This is a genomic window from Streptomyces sp. NPDC015345 (assembly GCF_043078805.1).
Taxonomy (GTDB): domain Bacteria; phylum Actinomycetota; class Actinomycetes; order Streptomycetales; family Streptomycetaceae; genus Streptomyces.
This window is the reverse complement of the sequence record NZ_JBIBTX010000001.1, coordinates 1042441-1058321: the sequence shown is the minus strand read 5'-3', so window position 1 is coordinate 1058321 and position 15881 is coordinate 1042441. Positions and strand designations below refer to the sequence as shown.

Genomic DNA, 15881 nt, shown 5'->3' with positions numbered 1-15881 from the left:
TCGCTACGTTTGCACCGTGGACAAGAAGAACGCTCTGCGCGCCGGCGCCCTGGCCTCCGGCACGACGCTGATGATGCTGCTCATGTCGTCCCCCGCGCTCGCGCTCACGCGCGACGACGGCGACGACCCGGGCCCCGGCCTGAGTGTCATCGACACGCTCGGCCTCTATGTCGCCGCGCCCATCGTGCTGTTCCTGGTGATCGCGGGCCTCGTGATGGTCGGCGACAAGTCCCGCAAGCAGCAGAAGCAGGGCTGACGCCACCCGTTTCGTAGCCTCGTCCGAGGGCCCGGTCCGTCGGCGTACGCGCAAGTCGCGCACGTCGGTGGACCGGGCCCTCGGCGTGCGTTCAGGCGCCCTCAGGGCCGGTCGGCCGTCAGATAGCGCTGGAGCGTCGGCGCCAGCCAGTCCGTGATCTCCTCCCGCGTCAGCGCGGCCGACGGCGGGAACCGCAGGACGTAGCGCGTCAGCGCGAGGCCGAGCACCTGCGCGGCGCAGAGCGCGGCCCGCGTCGGCGCCTCGGCCGGATCCGGGCAGACCTCGCGCGCCACCGGCAGCAGCTGCTCGGCGAAGATCTCCCGCATGCGCTCGGCGCCCGCCTTGTTCGTGATGCCCACGCGGAGCAGCGCGGTGAGTTCGCCCGCGTCCTCCCACACGTCCAGGACGTGGGTCACGAGGTGCCGCCCCACGTCCTCGCGCGGCACCCGCGTGAAGTCCGGCATCCGCAGGTCGACCGAGGTGGCGGCCGCGAAGAGGCCCTCCTTGTTGCCGTAGTAGCGCATCACCATCGACGGGTCGATCCGCGCGTCCCGGGCGATGGCGCGGATCGTGGCGCGCTCGTACCCGTCGGCGGCGAACCGTTCGCGGGCCGCCGCGAGGATGCCGGCGCGGGTGGCGTCGGAGCGGCGGGGCGGGGCGGCGGACGCGGGGGCTGTGGGGGATGTGGCGGAGGCCGGGGCGGGCGAGGCCGGGGGCTCGGGATCGGCGGGCGGCTCGGCGGTGGCGTGGGCTCTCTCGGTCATGCCAACAAACGTAGGCCAACATCTGTTGACAGTCCATAGCGGCAGTTCTACCGTGGCCAACAAGCGTTGACCAACAGGTGTTGGCATCAGGAGGCGGCCATGAACGGTACGACCGGGGACAAAGGCACCACCGAGAGCGCGGCGGGCACGGACGGCGGCGGCGTCGTGGTCGTGGGGGCGGGGCCCACCGGGCTGCTGCTCGCCGGGGACCTCGCCGCGGCGGGCGTCCCCGTCACCCTCGTGGAGAAGCGGGCGCCCGGCATCAGCAACCTCTCCCGCGCGATGGTCGTGCACGCCCGCACGCTGGAGCAGCTCGACGCCCGCGGCCTCGCCGACGCACTGGAGGCCAAGGGGGAGCCGCTCGGCAGACTGCGCCTCTTCGACCGCTTCTCGCTCGACCTCGCGCGGCTGCCCTCCCGCTTCCCGCACGTCCTGGTCCTGCCGCAGTACGAGGTCGAGCGGGTCCTGGAGCGGCGGGCGGCGGAGGCCGGGGTGCGGTTCGCGTACGAGACGGAGGTCGTCGGCCTCACCCAGGACGCCGACGGGGTGAGCATCGAAGTCCGGGGCGCCGAGGGCGGGCCGGGCACGCTGCGCGCGGCCTACGCGGTCGGCGCCGACGGTCTGCGCAGCGCGGTGCGCGAGGCGGTCGGGCTGCCCTTCCCCGGCAGGTCCGTCATCCGCTCGCTCGTCCTCGCCGACGTCAGGCTCGCCGAGCCGCCGCCGACGCTGCTCACCGTCAACGCCGTCGGTGACGCCTTCGCCTTCATCGCGCCCTTCGCCGACGGCTACCACCGCGTCATCGGCTGGAACCGCGCCCGCGACGTCGCCGACAGCGAGCCGCTCGGCCTCGACGAGGTCAAGGAGATCGTCCGGGCGGCGCTCGGCCGGGACTTCGGGATGCACGACCCCCGCTGGATGTCCCGCTTCCACAGCGACGAGCGGCAGGCGCCCGCGTACCGCGTGGGCCGGGTCTTCCTCGCCGGGGACGCCGCTCACATCCACTCACCGGCCGGCGGCCAGGGGATGAACACGGGGCTCCAGGACGCGGCCAACCTGAGCTGGAAGCTGGCGGCCGCCGTCAACGGCCGTGCGCCGCAAGGGGTGTTGGGCGGCTCGTTGGACAGGCTGTTGGACACCTACCACGCCGAGCGGCACCCGGTCGGCAAGACGGTCCTGCGCACCAGCGGCGCGCTCGTCCGCCTCGCGATGGCCAAGCATGCGTGGACGCGGGGCGCCCGGGCGGTGCTCGCCGCCGTCGCCACCCATGTGCGTCCGGTCCGGACGAAGGTGCTCGGCACGGTCACGGGCATCGGCTTCGCCTACCCGGCCCCGAGGGGCGCCCACCGCCTCGTCGGGCGGCGGGCCCCCGACGTCGCGCTCAAGGAAGGGCGGCTCTACGAAGTCCTGCGCGCGGGCGAGTTCGTCCTCATCGCGCCGCAGGGCGAGGAGTGCGGGCGGGAGGCGGGACGTGCGGTGGTGGCGCACTGGGCGAGCGCGCGACGCATGTGGCTCCTGGTGCGGCCGGACGGGTACGTGGCGTGGGCGGGGGAGCGCCGCCCCACAACCATTCAGTTTCCCTACAACTAAACAGCAAAAACTTTCGATGGACCTGATTGGTGTCAGGGTGTCACGGTGTCACGGTGGTTGCGCGAAACGTCGCGCAAGCACATCGCGCAACACGCCGCGCAACACACCGAGACACCCCGCCGAGGCGGGGAGAGAGGCAAGGGATACCTCGTGGCACTCCTCGACCGGACCCCCGCTCCCACCCCCGCGGCCGCCGTGGCGACCGCCACGGCGAAGGCCGCGCGGCCCATAGGCGTCGGCCTCGCCCTCGCGGCACTCGCCACGGTCGTCTGGTCGGGCAGCTTCGTCACCTCCCGTGCCCTGCACGACTCCGTCCCGCCCATTCAGCACGCGTTCTGGCGCTGGATCATCGCCATCGTGGCGGTGGCGCCGTTCGCGGTGCGGGAGACCTGGCGGCAGCGGAAGCTGCTGCGCGAGCACCTCCGTTTCCTGCTGCTCGCCGCCCTGTTGGGCGTCACCGTCTACAACACCCTCGTGAACCAGGCCGGCCTGACGACCACCGCCGGCAACATGGGCATGATCATGGCCGCGTCGCCCGTCCTGATGGCCGTCCACGAACGCCTCGGCGGCACCCGGCTCGGCGCGCGCCGTGTCACCGGCATGCTCGTCGCCTGCGCGGGCGTCCTGCTGCTGGTCAGCAAGGGTTCCCTCGTCATGGACCTGGCGGTCGGCGACCTGTGGGTGATCGCGGCGGCGTTCTCCTTCGGCTCGTACAGCGCGCTGCTCAGGCGCAAGCCCGCGGCGATCGGCGGACTGCCCTTCCTCTTCACGACGTTCGTGCTCGGCGCGCTGATGCTGCTGCCGGTGTTCGTCGTCAGCTACGCCGTGCAGGGCGGGTTCGAACCGACGGCCGGCACGGTCTCGCCGCTCCTGTACGTGGGCGTGGTCTCCTCGGCGGTCGCCTTCTTCGCCTGGAACAAGGCCGTCTCGATCATCGGCGCCGCCCGCGCCGGAGTCGTCTACTACCTCCAGCCGGTCTGCGTGGCCCTGCTCTCCTTCGCGCTCCTCGGCGAGGCGATGGGGTGGCTCCAGGTGCTGTGCATGGGGCTGATCCTCGGCGGGGTCGTGCTCGGCGCGGCCCGCGCGAAGTAGGGGCGGGCGGGGGTGCGGCCGGGCCTGTCGGCCGGTCGGTACGTTGACCCCATGAGCGAGTGGGACATCAAGAAGCTCCAGATCCTGCGTACGTTGAGTGAACGGGGCACCGTCACGGCGACGGCGCAGGTCCTGCGCATGACGCCGTCGGCGGTGTCGCAGCAGCTGTCCAACCTCGCCAAGCAGCTCGGCGTACCGCTTCTGGAGGCCCATGGCCGCCGGGTGCGGCTGACCGACGCGGCCCATCTCGTGCTGCGGCACGCGGAAGCGGTCTTCGCCCAACTGGAGCGGGCGGACGCGGAGTTGGCGGCCTACGTGCAGGGCGAGGCGGGGGAGGTGCGGGTGGGGGCGTTCTCGACCGCCGTGCCCGCGCTCGTCGTGCCGGCGGTGCGGGCGCTGCGGGAGGCCGCGCCGGGCATCTCCGTACGGGTACGGGAGACCGAGGCGGCGGAGGCGTACGAGTTGCTCGCGGCGGGGGAGGTGGACGTCGCGCTGTCCCTCGCGGTGCAGGCGCCGGCCCCGTCCGACGCGGACACGCGTTTCACTCGGGAGTCGCTCGTCGCCGACCCCCTGGACGTGGCGCTCCCCGGTGACCATCCGCTGGCGGCGGCCGAGGGGCTGCGGCTGGCCGATCTGGCGGGGGAGCCGTGGATCTTCGGGGGGAGTGGACCCTGGTCGGAGATCACGCGGGCGGCGTGCGAGGGGGCCGGGTTCACTCCGGAGCAGGCGCATTCGGCTTCCGGGTGGACGGCGATCCTCGCGATGGTGGAGGCGGGGATGGGGGTGGCGTTGGTGCCGCGGATGGCGGCGGTGCGGCGGGACGGGGTGGTGATGCGGGGCCTCGCGGAGGACCGGCCGCGGCGGCATGTGATCGCGGCGGTGAGGAGGGGGGCGGCGGGTGGGGCGGGGGTGTCCCGGGTGCTGGCAGCGTTGCGGGGGGTTGTGGTGGAGCGTCCCGTCTGAGCCGCGCTCCGCGCGGATGTCCCACCCGCCCATCACCCGGCGGTGGAGGCGATGGGGCTGCCCTCCGGGTACGCGGTGCGCACGTCGTCGGTCTTGTCGGCCGCGACGACCGACGCCCCTGTGGGCTGGAGCAGGCCGCCCGCCGCCGCCTCGTGGTCCCGTTGCTACAGATGACGGGCGAAGAAGGTCCCCACCCGGCGCCGTACCGCAGCGAGTGTCACCGCAGGGTCGCCGGGGCCGACGAGCGCGGTCCGTGCCGTCGCTGTCACGAGACCGGAGGCCTGGAGCCGAGGGACGAGCGAGCCGTAGTCGGTGAACGCCCAGTGGTTCGCGTCGGGGAGCAGCACGCGGCGGCCGGGAAGCCCCGCCCAGGACGACTCGATGCGGGCGGCGCCGTCGAATCCGTCGGTGCGGAACAGCAGCAGCGGCCGCTCGAGGCCGGCCAGCTTCGGGTACAGGTCGAGATAGCCCTCCAGGTTCACCACCGCGCCGACCCGGCGGTCGTCATGGGCCGCGTACACCGTCGCCGTGCCGCCCGCGGAGTGCCCGTACAACCCGATCCGGCGGGAGTCCATGAACCGGGCGAGCGGGAGGTCGCTGAGCCGGCCCAGGACCAGCTGGAGGTCCGCGATCCGGGTGTCCACCATCGTGCGGAAGGTCGCCGGGTCCGGCGGCCCGAACAGGACGGTCGTCCGCAGCCCGGTCGGCAGCTCCACCTGGGAGGCGTCACCGGGGTGGTCGACGAGGACGACCACTCGACCGTGGCTCGCCAGGTCCTCCGCGAGGGTCGTGCCGAGCGTGCGGGAGTCGCCGCCGCCGGGTGAGTACACCAGCACAGGCCGACGCCCGGGAAGCGGTGGCGCACCCACGTGCCCGTGGGTGAGGACCGCGCCCCAGTCCACCGTTCCCGGCTGTGGCAGTCCGGGATGGACGTGGGGCGCGAGGCCGGCGAACTCCCTGGCCTCGACCGGGGTGAGCTGACGGGCCCGGCTGAAGCCGTGTACCGATCGGGCCGGGTACAGAACGGTCAGCATCAATTCGCGCACGCCGCCCACCCATGGGTCGGTCCGGGACGGGTCCGTCAGATGGACCGTCCGCATGCCTACGGGGTACGGGCCGGCGGGCGGGGGCAGCCGGGGGATGGAGCCGCCATCGGATGCGGGCGCAGCCGTGGGCAGCAGGGCGGCGGCACTCCCGAACAGGGTGCCCTTCAAAAGGGTGCGTCGAGACGTCATGCGAGCATCCTTGAGGCGGGGCCCGAACGACGCGAGAGTTCAGGCCCTGGCCGAAAGGCTGGCCCAGGACGAGGAGTTGTGCGAGTGCTGCGAGTCCGCTTCACCGCGGAGGACTTCGCCCGTATCCGGTTCACACCCCGCCCGGCGCCGCTCCAGGAGCTGCACGCCGCCTTGACGACAGCCGTGGTCCGGCGTGGCGGGCCGCCGCTGTTCGCGCCGTGGCGCGGCCGCATCCTGCGCTCTCTCCCAGCCACCGCCGGCCCACTCGCCGATCTGGTTCCGGAAGGCCGCCCGCCCTCCTTTCTCGACGTCATCGGCGACACCATGGCCGACGGCTTCGAACAGATCCGAGCCACCAGCCCCGGTCTCGTCCGATCCGAGCTGGAGCGGGTCTACGGGGCGGTGCCCGTACCTCGCTGGATCCGAGGCCTGCACGCGGGCGACGAGACCGCCTGGCACACCCTGCACCGCGCGCAGCGGGCCGCGTTCGAGACGGTCCTGGCCCCGGTCTGGTCCGTCGTGCAGGATCTGCACCGCGAGGAGTTCACCCGCTACGCCCTGACGGCCGCCGAGCACGGCGTGGCCGCCGCCTTGACCGGCCTGGCTCCAGGCAGCCGGCTCCACGAGGGCGTATGGGAATGGCCCGGCGCGGCGCCGGACCGCGACGTCTGCCTCGACGGGCGCGGTCTGCTCCTGCTGCCCACCTTCCATCACCCGGCGGGCCCACTTCTCCAGGACACCCCGGGTCATCCCGCGGTCCTGACGTACCCAGCCGGTGCCGGGCTCCCGCCCGCCGTTGGGGGTCCGGTCGCCTCCACCGAGGCCCTGGCCGCCCTCCTGGGCCGCACACGGCTGGAAGCCCTGGGCCTGCTCGCCGAACCTCACACCACCACATCACTGGCCCGCGCCCTCCAGGTCAGCAATGCGGCAGCTTCGTCCCATGCGGCCGCGCTGAGATCGGCGGGCATGGCGACGACGACCCGCACCGGCCGCTCGGTCACCCACCGGCGCACGGCCCTCGGCACGCTGGTCGTGGGTGCCTGACCGCCGTAGTTCGCCACGAGACGGAGCCGACCACGTCAGCCTTCGCCTCCAGGTGCCGCAGCACCGCGGTGAGCCGCGCCCCGCAGCCCAAAGCCGCGGGGCGCGGCCCCCGGCCGCCCGCAGCCGAAGCCAACGACCAGCCACCCCCCGGAGGGCCCCGCCCCGCCGCGCCAAACCGCTAGACGTCAGCCGAGCGCGCCCGCAGGGCCCGCTCCACCCCCGCCCGCGACTCCGTGATCAGCCGCCGCAGGGCCGCGGACGGGTTCGCCGAGGCGAGCCACGCGTCCGTGGCGTCCAGCGTGGCCTGGGAGACCTGGAGCGCCGGGTAGAGGCCGACGGCGATCTGCTGGGCCATCTCGTGGGACCGGGAGTCCCACGCGTCCTTGACCGCCGCGAAGAACTTCTCCGTGTAGGGCGCGAGCAGCTCCCGCTGATCCGTCTGGACGAAGCCGCCGATCACCGCTTCCTGCACGGCGTTGGGCAGCGTGTCGGACTCGACGACCGAGGCCCAGGCCGCCGCCTTCGCCTCCGCGGTGGGCCGCGCGGCCCGCGCGGAAGCCGCGTGGCGTTCGCCCGCCGCCGTCTTGTCCCGCTCCAGCTCCGCCGCGATCCCCGCCTCGTCGAGGCGGCCCGTCGCCGCGAGCCGGCCCACGAACGCCCAGCGCAGCTCCGTGTCGACGGCCAGGCCCTCGATCGTCTCCGAGCCGTCGAGCAGCCGCTCAAGGAGCGACAGTTCCGCGTCCGTGCGGGCCGTCGCCGAGAAGGCACGGGCCCACGCGAGCTGGTGGTCACTGCCCGGCTCCGCGGCCCGCAGGTGGGACAGCGTCGCCTCCGTCCAGCGCGTCAGCGCCTCCTCGCGGCGCGCGGGCGCCGCGTACAGGTCGAGGGCCAGCTTCACCTGGCGGTGCAGCGACTGCACGACGCCGATGTCGGACTCCTTGCCGATGCCGGAGAGGACCAGGGAGAGATAGTCCCGCGTCGGGAGTTCCGCGTCGCGCGTCATGTCCCACGCCGAGGCCCAGCACAGCGCCCTCGGCAGCGACGCCTCGAAGTCGCCGATGTGCTCCGTGACGAAGGCGAGGGACTCGGTGTCCAGGCGGACCTTCGCGTACGAGAGGTCGTCGTCGTTCAGGAGGATCACCGCGGGGCGGGCCTTGCCCACCAGCGCGTCGACCGCCGTCAGTTCGCCGTCGACGTCGAGCTCCACGCGGTCGGTGCGGACCAGCTTCCCGGACGTCTCGTCCAGGTCGTAGAGGCCGATCGCGATGCGGTGCGGGCGGAGCGTCGGCTCGCCCTTGGCGCCCGCGGGCAGCGCCGGGGCCTCCTGCTTGACCGCGAAGGACGTGATGACGCCGCGCGTGTCGACGTCCACGACCGGACGCAGGACGTTGATGCCCGCCGTCTCAAGCCACTTCGTCGACCACGTCTTCAGGTCGCGCCCGCTGGTCTCCTCCAGCGCGCCCAGCAGGTCGGACAGGCGCGTGTTGCCGAACGCGTGCTGCTTGAAGTACGCCTGCACGCCCCGGAAGAACTCGTCCATGCCGACGTAGGCGACGAGCTGCTTGAGGACGCTCGCGCCCTTGGCGTACGTGATGCCGTCGAAGTTGACCAGGACGTCGTCCAGGTCACGGATGTCCGCCATGATCGGGTGCGTGGACGGCAGCTGGTCCTGGCGGTACGCCCACGTCTTCATGGAGTTGGCGAACGTCGTCCAGGAGTGCGGCCAGCGCGAGCCCTCCGCGTACGCCTGGCAGGCGATGGAGGTGTACGTCGCGAACGACTCGTTCAGCCAGAGGTCGTTCCACCACTCCATCGTCACGAGGTCGCCGAACCACATGTGGGCCAGCTCGTGGAGGATGGTCTCCGCGCGCGTCTCGTACGCCGCGTCCGTCACCTTCGAACGGAACACGTACTGGTCGCGGATGGTCACCGCGCCCGCGTTCTCCATCGCGCCCGCGTTGAACTCCGGCACGAAGAGCTGGTCGTACTTGGCGAACGGGTAGGCGTAGTCGAACTTCTCCTGGAACCAGTCGAAGCCCTGCCGCGTCACCTCGAAGATGGCGTCCGAGTCGAGGAACTGGGCGAGCGAGGGCCGGCAGTAGATGCCGAGCGGCACCGACTGCCCGTCCGGGCCCTCGTACGAGGAGTGCACCGAGTGGTACGGGCCGACGATCAGGGCCGTGATGTACGTCGAGATGCGCGGCGTCGGCTCGAAGACCCAGACGTTGCCGTCGGAGTCCTTGGGCTCGGGCGTCGGCGAGTTGGAGACGACCGTCCAGCCGTCCGGCGCCTTCACGGTGAACTGGAAGGTCGCCTTGAGGTCCGGCTGCTCGAAGCTCGCGAAGACCCGGCGCGCGTCCGGGACCTCGAACTGCGTGTACAGGTAGGCCTGTTGGTCGACCGGGTCGACGAAGCGGTGCAGGCCCTCACCGGTGTTGGTGTAGTCGCAGTCGGCGACGACCCGCAGTTCGTTGCGGCCCGCCGCCAGGTGCCGCAGCTTGATGCGCGAGTCGCGGAAGACCGCGGCCACCTCCAGCGAGTGACCGTTCAGGACGACCTCGTGGACCGCGGGGGCCACCAGGTCGATGAAGGTCTCCGCGCCCGCCTCGGCGCAGTCGAAGCGCACCGTGGTCACGGACCGGAAGGTGCCTCCCTCCTGCGCTCCTGAGAGATCGAGGTCGATCTCGTACGAGTCAACGGTCAGCAGCTTCGCCCGCTGCTGCGCCTCTTCGCGGGTCAGATTGGTGCCGGGCACGCGGTCATCTCCTCGGGTACGACGAGTGGTCTGTCAGACGGTGGTTCAGACGGTGGTTCAGACGGTGGTTCAGACGGGGGTTCAGACGGATGGGTCAGACGGATGGTTCTGTCATTCGGGGGTGCGACTTGTGGTGTTTCCGGCCATCCTTCCATGCGCGTTCGCGTGGCCGCCCGAGCCATTGTTCTCCCGCTGCGGTGCCGCTACGCTCCGCGCGACCGCCCCGGCCAGGACAGGCCGCCGACCACGGCCTGACGACCACCCGCCGGGACCACGGTGACCACAGGGGGATGCGGGAGATGCTGAGGACCGAAGGGCCGGGCGGCGCCGGCCCGGCCGCGCGGCAGTCATGATCGACGTACTCGTGGCGGGCGCCGGTATCGGCGGACTCACCGCCGCGCTCAGCCTGCACGCGGCGGGCATCGACGTACGCGTGGTGGAAGCGGGCGACGAGCCGCGCCCGATCGGTGTGGGAATCAACCTCCTGCCGCACGCCGTACGGGAGTTGACCGAGCTGGGGCTCGGCGGCGAGCTGGCCGCGACCGCGGTGGCGCCGGACGCCATGGTCCACTTCGACCGGCACGGCAACCGCATCTGGGGCGAGCCCCGCGGCCTCGCGGCCGGCTACCACTGGCCGCAGTACTCCCTGCACCGCGGCGCCCTGCACCTCCTGCTGCTCGCCGCGGTGCGCGAACGGCTCGGCGACCACGTGGTGCACACCGGCACCGCCTTCGTCCGCCTCGCCGAGCGCGAGAGGACCGCCCTGCGGGTGATCCTGCGGGACGTGGCGCGCGGCCGGGAGCAGGCGGTGCGGGCCCGGGCCCTGATCGGCGCGGACGGCCTGCACTCGGCGGTACGGGCCATGCTGCACCCGGGCGAGGGTCCGCCGCTGTGGAGCGGCATCCGGATGTGGCGCGGCGTCGCCGAGTGGCATCCGGTGCTCGGCGGCCGCACGGTCGCCGTGGCGGGCAGCAACGCCGCCGCCAAGCTCGTCGTCTACCCGATCTCGCGGGCGGCCGAGGAGCGGGGCAGGGCGCTGCTCAACTGGGTGGCGGAGGTGCGGTTCCCGCGCGCGCACCGGCACGCCATGGCGGGGCCCGCCGACTGGAACCGCTCGGGGCGGCTCTCGGACGTCCTGCCGTACTACGCGGGGTGGCGCGTCGGCGACCTGGACGTCCCCGCGCTGCTCGCCTCGACCCGGCAGATCCTGGAGTACCCCATGGTCGACCGGGACCCGCTGCCCCGCTGGGGCCGGGGCCCCGTCACGCTGCTCGGCGACGCCGCGCACCCCATGTACCCGGTGGGGTCCAACGGCGGCTCGCAGGCCGTCCTGGACGCCCGTGTCCTCGCCCGCTGCCTCGCGTACACCTCGCCGGACCGCGAGGCGGGGCTGCGGGCCTACGAGGAGGTGCGCAGGGAGGCGGTCAACGCCCTCGTCCTCGCCAACCGCGACATGCCGGCCGACCGCGTCCTCCAGACGGTCGCGGAGCGGGCCCCGGACGGCTTCGAGCGCGTGACGGACGTCCTGACGCCGCAAGAGCTGGCAGCCCTGGGCGCGGCGTACCGCAGGACCACCGGCGTGGACGCGGCGGAGCTGAACAGCCGCGGGTCGTGGGGCATCGGCTGACCGCCCCGCGGCGCGAGCGCCACGTCCGAAAACCGCCAGCCCCCGCCGCCTCCCGCGCGCGAGGCTCGACCCATGAACACCACCGCGCACCCCGACACCGCCTACGTCCCCCGCCCCATCGCCCCCGACGCCCTCGCCCGGCTCCGCGACACCGACGACGCGGGGCGTCCCTGCGTCCCGTACGTCGACCACGAGGGCGGATCCCCGCTGCGCTGCTGCCTGCGGCCGGTCGCCCCCGGTGAGCGCGTCGCCCTCGTCTCGTACGCGCCCCTGCGCCGCTGGGCCGCCGAGACCGGCGCGGACCCCGGCGCCTACGACGAGCAGGGCCCCGTCTTCATCCACGCCGACCCGTGCGAGGGACCGGCACAGGAGCGTGCCGGCTACCCCTTCTCCCGCGCCGGGGCCCTGCGGACGCTGCGCCGCTACAACGCGCGGGGGCAGATCATCGGCGGGCGCCTGCTGGAGATCCCGCGGGACGGGACGCGGGGCTTCGACGCCGCGTTCGACGAGGCCTTCGCCGACCCGGAGACCGCCCTCGTGCACGTGCGCGCCGTGGAGTACGGCTGCTTCCACTTCGAGGTGCGCAGGCCCGCCTGACGCGCTACCTTTCGCCCCCCGCCAGGACCCGTGCGAACTCCCGCACGCGCGCCGTCTCCCCGTCCCGGTGCCACACCATCCCGAGCACCGAATCCGACAGCCCGTCCACCGGCACGAACGTGACGTCCTTGCGGCCGTGGTACTCCGCCGTCGGCCGGCACAGCAGCATCGCGCCCCGGTCCGCCGCCACCAGCGTCAGCCCCTCCTGGAGCGTGCGGACCGCGGGCGCGGGGACGTCCGAAGGGGCGTGCGCGGCGCGCCAGTACGCCGGCGCGGGCTCCGTCGCCGCGATCAGCGGGGTGTCCTTCAGCTCCGCCGCCGTCAGCGACTCCCGCCCCGCGAACGCGTGCCGCACCGAGACGGCGACGGTCTGCCGCTCGCTGGAGAAGACGGGCCCGAGGACCAGGTCCGGCTCGGCCACCGGCAGCAGCACGATCGCCGCGTCCACGTCGCCGTGGCGCACCGCGCCGAACGGATCGGCGAAGGGGATCTCCGCGATCTCCGTCACGCACGCGGGATGCCGCTCCTGGAACTCCGCGATGGCCCGCATCAGACGGGCGTCCGCCGTCCCCTGGAAGCCGATCCGCAGCGTGCCCTCGACGCCCCGCGCCGCCGCCCGCGCCCGCTCGACCGTAGACGCCAACTCGTCGTAGGAAGGGCGCAGTTCCCGCAGGAAGCGCTCGCCGAGCGGAGTCAGCCGCACCCGGCGGCTCGTCCGCTCGACGAGCCGGGCGCCGATCCTGCGCTCCAGGGCGGCGAGCAGCTGGCTGACGCGGCTCTGCGAGACGTACAGCCGCTCGCCGGTCCGCCCGAAGTGCAGCTCCTCGGCGAGCACGAGGAAACATTCGAGCTCCCGGATCTCCAGCCCCTGCATGTCCGCGCCCCTCCCGTGCCATGCTCATGCGGGATCGATGAGCCTGGCTCATACAAGGATGAGATCTCCGGCGTTGTTCCGCGTGCGGCCACGCCCGAGGGTGGACGACATGTCACAGAGCGCACAACTCCCCCCACACCCGGCCCCCTTGGGCCGTGCCCCTCTCGGCCCCGCCGTCGTCGCCGTCGCCACCGCCACGTTCTCCGTCGTCACCACGGAGATGCTCCCCGTCGGCCTCCTCACCTCCCTCGGCTCCGGCCTGCGCGTCTCGGACGGCACCGCGGGCCTCGCCGTCACCCTGCCGGGCCTCGTCGCGGCGCTCGCCGCCCTGCTGCTGCCCGTCGCGGTGCGCCGCGCGGACCGGCGTACGGTCCTGTGCGCCCTGATGGCGCTGCTCGCCGCCGCCAACCTGGCCTCGGCGCTCGCCCCCGCCTTCGGTGTCCTGCTCGTCGCGCGCGTCCTGGTGGGCGTGTGCATCGGCGGCGTGTGGGCCATCGCCGCCGGTCTCGGGGTGCGGCTGGTCCGCGAGGAGGCGGCCGCCGGACGGGCCACCGCCGTGATCTTCAGCGGGATCGCGGTGGCGTCCGTCCTCGGCGTCCCCGCGGGTACGCTCCTCGGTGAACTGGCGGGCTGGCGCTGGGGGTTCGCGGCGCTCGCCGCGCTCTCGCTGGCGGTCACGGCGCTGCTCGCCATGGTCCTGCCCGCGCTGCCCGCCGGAGAGGCCGTGCGGCTCGGCGCCTTCGCCCGGCTGCTGCGCATCGGGCGGCTGCGGTCCGGGCTGCTCGCCGTCACGCTCCTGGTCACCGGCCACTTCGCCGCGTACACCTACGTGCGCCCCGTCCTGGAGCGGGTGCCCGGCATCGGCGCGGGGCTGATCAGCGGGCTGCTGCTCGCCTACGGGACGGCCGGCATCGCCGGCAACTTCGCGGGCGGTGCCGTCGCGGCCCGCGACCCGCGCCGGGCGCTGCTCGCCATCTGCGCGGGGCTCGGCACGGTGGTGCTCCTGCTGGTGCCCGCGGGCGGCTCGCTCGCCGCGTCGGCGGCGCTGCTCGTGGCGTGGGGCCTGGCGTACGGCGGGGTCTCGGTCTCCGCCCAGAACTGGGTGATGGCCGCCGCGCCGCACGCCCGCGAGGCCGCGTCGGCGCTCTTCGCCGCGGTCTTCAACGTGGCGATCGCCCTCGGCGCGTTCGCCGGTGGCCGGGTCGCGGACAGCCGCGGCGCCGATGACGTGCTGTGGCTGGGCGGCGGCCTCGCCGGGCTGGCGCTGATCACCGTGGCGTACGCGAAAGGGGCGGTCACCCGTGAAGGGTGACCGCCCCCGTCGGGACGTACGCGGCTGAGGTCAGCCCTTGAGCTCGGCCGCGACCAGCTCCGCGATCTGCACGGCGTTCAGCGCCGCGCCCTTGCGGAGGTTGTCGTCGGAGATGAAGAACGCCAGGCCGTTGTCGACCGTCTCGTCCTTGCGGATGCGGCCCACGAAGGAGTCGTCCTTGCCCGCGGCGACCAGCGGCGTGGGCACGTCCGTGACGACGACACCCTCGGCCTCCGCGAGCAGCTCGGCGGCGCGCTCGGGGCTCAGCGGACGCGCGAAGCGGGCGTTGACCTGGAGGGAGTGGCCGGTGAAGACGGGCACGCGCACACAGGTGCCGGAGACCTTCAGCTCCGGGATCTCCAGGATCTTGCGCGATTCGTTGCGCAGCTTCTGCTCCTCGTCGGTCTCGTTCAGACCGTCGTCGACGATGGAGCCCGCCATCGGCAGGACGTTGTACGCGATGGGCGCGACGTACTTGTCCGGCTCGGGGAAGTCGACGGCCGAGCCGTCGTGCGTGAGCTTCGGGGCGTCCTCGCCGACCTTCTTGACCTGCTCGAACAGCTCGTCCACCCCGGCGAGGCCGGAACCGGACACCGCCTGGTAGGTCGCGACGACCAGCGCTTCGAGGCCCGCCTCGGCGTGCAGCGGCTTGAGGACCGGCATCGCGGCCATCGTCGTGCAGTTCGGGTTGGCGATGATGCCCTTGGGGCGGTTGGCCACCGCGTGCGGGTTCACCTCGGAGACGACGAGGGGGACCTCGGGGTCCATGCGCCAGGCGGAGGAGTTGTCGATCACGACGGCGCCCTGCGAGGCGACCCGCTCGGCGAGGGCCTTGGAGGTGGCGCCGCCGGCCGAGAAGAGCACGATGTCCAGGCCGGAGAAGTCGGCCGTGGAGGCGTCCTCGACGGTCACACCGTCCACGACGGTGCCGGCGCTGCGGGCCGAGGCGAACAGGCGCAGCTCGTCGACCGGGAACTTCCGCTCGACGAGGATCTTGCGCATGACCTTGCCGACCTGACCGGTGGCTCCGACGATTCCGACCTTCACAGGGACTTCCTCCGTATGTGCGTGCGGCCTCGTGACCTCGGCCTGGCTGTGGGGGGTGGCTCCATCATGCGTCTGTCCAGGCCCGGGTTGTCCAATCCATTGTCCGAGGTGCGGGACGCCACACTCGCGGTGAACGTTTCCGGCGGCCCCGGCGTCGTAGGGGAAAGGCGGGGGAGGGGAGGGGCATCTTGCCGCGCATCGGGACGCGCCGCGCGCAGCGGCGCCGCGAGACGGAGCGGGCGGATCCGCTCGATCCGGCCCAGGAGGACCGGGTACGGGCGGTGCTCGCGCTCGGCGGCGTGCCGCACGCCGACCTGCCGGACGGGGTGCAGCAGGTCAGGCTGAAGCTCCTGGAGCGGGCCGCGGACGGGCGTGAGGCGCCGCGTGACGTCTCGGCGTGGGCGGCCGTCGTCGCCTCCAACCTCGCCATGGACTGGCACCGGGCCCGGCGCAGGCAGGAGCGGCTCGGGGAGCGGCTCGCCGTGCTGTGGCGGGAGACCACGGACGAGGACGGCGCGGAGTCCCGGGCCCTGTCCATGGCCGTGGCGCAGGGCCTCGGCGAGCTGCCGGACGCCCAGCGGCAGGTCGTCGTGCTGCGCTTCTACGCCGATCTGCCGGTGCGCGCCATCGCGGCGGAGCTGGGCATTCCGGAGGGCACGGTCAAGAGCAGGCTGCACACGGCGGTACGGCTGCTGCGGGCGCGGCTGCACGAAGGGGAGGTGGTGTGA

At 73.3% G+C, this 15881-nt stretch carries 14 protein-coding genes; 9 read left to right on the top strand and 5 right to left on the bottom strand.

Annotated features, from left to right (window positions below):
* Positions 1-16 precede the first annotated feature (16 nt).
* Entirely contained in the window at positions 17-256 is a 240-nt protein-coding gene (locus ACF062_RS04790; RefSeq protein ID WP_030791007.1) for a hypothetical protein, read from the top strand.
* A 101-nt stretch (positions 257-357) separates the two neighbouring features.
* Here ACF062_RS04790 and ACF062_RS04785 read toward each other — a convergent pair whose 3' ends face one another.
* Positions 358-1020: a TetR family transcriptional regulator gene (locus ACF062_RS04785; RefSeq protein ID WP_392135663.1), complete on the bottom strand. Its 663-nt coding sequence runs from the start codon at positions 1018-1020 to the stop codon at positions 358-360.
* A 99-nt stretch (positions 1021-1119) separates the two neighbouring features.
* On the opposite strand from ACF062_RS04785, the gene ACF062_RS04780 reads away from it, so the two are divergent.
* From ACF062_RS04780 to ACF062_RS04770, 3 genes are all read left to right on the top strand, one after another.
* Positions 1120-2607 carry an FAD-dependent monooxygenase gene (locus ACF062_RS04780; RefSeq protein ID WP_392135660.1) on the top strand — a complete coding sequence of 496 codons (1488 nt, stop codon included), beginning with the start codon at positions 1120-1122 and terminating at the stop codon, positions 2605-2607.
* Positions 2608-2757: 150 nt separating this feature from the next.
* Positions 2758-3699: a DMT family transporter gene (locus ACF062_RS04775; protein WP_392135658.1), complete on the top strand. Its 942-nt coding sequence runs from the start codon at positions 2758-2760 to the stop codon at positions 3697-3699.
* A gap of 51 nt (positions 3700-3750) precedes the next feature.
* Complete coding sequence (locus ACF062_RS04770) at positions 3751-4662, top strand: LysR family transcriptional regulator (protein WP_392135655.1); 912 nt, start codon at positions 3751-3753, stop codon at positions 4660-4662.
* Between the two features lie 164 nt (positions 4663-4826).
* Here ACF062_RS04770 and ACF062_RS04765 read toward each other — a convergent pair whose 3' ends face one another.
* The gene (locus ACF062_RS04765) at positions 4827-5897 is read right to left on the bottom strand and encodes an alpha/beta hydrolase family protein (RefSeq protein WP_392135652.1); all 1071 of its coding nucleotides are present in this window, start codon (positions 5895-5897) and stop codon (positions 4827-4829) included.
* Positions 5898-5981: 84 nt separating this feature from the next.
* On the opposite strand from ACF062_RS04765, the gene ACF062_RS04760 reads away from it, so the two are divergent.
* Positions 5982-6941, top strand: coding sequence for an ArsR family transcriptional regulator (locus tag ACF062_RS04760; protein ID WP_392135650.1), 960 nt, complete (start codon positions 5982-5984; stop codon positions 6939-6941).
* 178 nt (positions 6942-7119) lie between these two features.
* Here ACF062_RS04760 and pepN read toward each other — a convergent pair whose 3' ends face one another.
* Entirely contained in the window at positions 7120-9696 is a 2577-nt protein-coding gene (gene pepN, locus ACF062_RS04755; RefSeq protein WP_392135647.1) for an aminopeptidase N, read from the bottom strand.
* A gap of 349 nt (positions 9697-10045) precedes the next feature.
* On the opposite strand from pepN, the gene ACF062_RS04750 reads away from it, so the two are divergent.
* Positions 10046-11323 carry a flavin-dependent oxidoreductase gene (locus ACF062_RS04750; protein ID WP_392135644.1) on the top strand — a complete coding sequence of 426 codons (1278 nt, stop codon included), beginning with the start codon at positions 10046-10048 and terminating at the stop codon, positions 11321-11323.
* 72 nt (positions 11324-11395) lie between these two features.
* Complete coding sequence (locus ACF062_RS04745; protein ID WP_392135641.1) at positions 11396-11920, top strand: DUF1203 domain-containing protein; 525 nt, start codon at positions 11396-11398, stop codon at positions 11918-11920.
* 4 nt (positions 11921-11924) lie between these two features.
* On the opposite strand, the gene ACF062_RS04740 is transcribed toward ACF062_RS04745, so the two are convergent.
* On the bottom strand, positions 11925-12794 hold the full coding sequence (locus tag ACF062_RS04740) for a LysR family transcriptional regulator (protein WP_392135639.1): 870 nt from the start codon (positions 12792-12794) through the stop codon (positions 11925-11927).
* A 109-nt stretch (positions 12795-12903) separates the two neighbouring features.
* On the opposite strand from ACF062_RS04740, the gene ACF062_RS04735 reads away from it, so the two are divergent.
* A complete protein-coding gene (locus ACF062_RS04735; protein WP_392135635.1) occupies positions 12904-14106 on the top strand; it encodes an MFS transporter in 1203 nt (400 codons plus the stop codon).
* Positions 14107-14136: 30 nt separating this feature from the next.
* On the opposite strand, the gene ACF062_RS04730 is transcribed toward ACF062_RS04735, so the two are convergent.
* On the bottom strand, positions 14137-15153 hold the full coding sequence (locus ACF062_RS04730) for an aspartate-semialdehyde dehydrogenase (protein ID WP_392135632.1): 1017 nt from the start codon (positions 15151-15153) through the stop codon (positions 14137-14139).
* A 197-nt stretch (positions 15154-15350) separates the two neighbouring features.
* Between ACF062_RS04730 and ACF062_RS04725 the strand changes: the two genes are divergently transcribed.
* On the top strand, positions 15351-15881 hold the full coding sequence (locus ACF062_RS04725; RefSeq protein ID WP_223779041.1) for an RNA polymerase sigma factor: 531 nt from the start codon (positions 15351-15353) through the stop codon (positions 15879-15881).

Excerpts from the sequence above, each read along its gene's own strand:
- ACF062_RS04785 (WP_392135663.1), bottom strand. The coding sequence starts at position 1,020 with ATGACCGAGAGAGCCCACGCCACCGCCGAGCCGCCCGCCGATCCCGAG.
- ACF062_RS04780 (WP_392135660.1), top strand. The coding sequence starts at position 1,120 with ATGAACGGTACGACCGGGGACAAAGGCACCACCGAGAGCGCGGCGGGC.
- ACF062_RS04770 (WP_392135655.1), top strand. The coding sequence starts at position 3,751 with ATGAGCGAGTGGGACATCAAGAAGCTCCAGATCCTGCGTACGTTGAGT.
- ACF062_RS04765 (WP_392135652.1), bottom strand. The coding sequence starts at position 5,897 with ATGACGTCTCGACGCACCCTTTTGAAGGGCACCCTGTTCGGGAGTGCC.
- ACF062_RS04750 (WP_392135644.1), top strand. The coding sequence starts at position 10,046 with ATGATCGACGTACTCGTGGCGGGCGCCGGTATCGGCGGACTCACCGCC.
- ACF062_RS04745 (WP_392135641.1), top strand. The coding sequence starts at position 11,396 with ATGAACACCACCGCGCACCCCGACACCGCCTACGTCCCCCGCCCCATC.
- ACF062_RS04740 (WP_392135639.1), bottom strand. The coding sequence starts at position 12,794 with ATGCAGGGGCTGGAGATCCGGGAGCTCGAATGTTTCCTCGTGCTCGCC.
- ACF062_RS04735 (WP_392135635.1), top strand. The coding sequence starts at position 12,904 with ATGTCACAGAGCGCACAACTCCCCCCACACCCGGCCCCCTTGGGCCGT.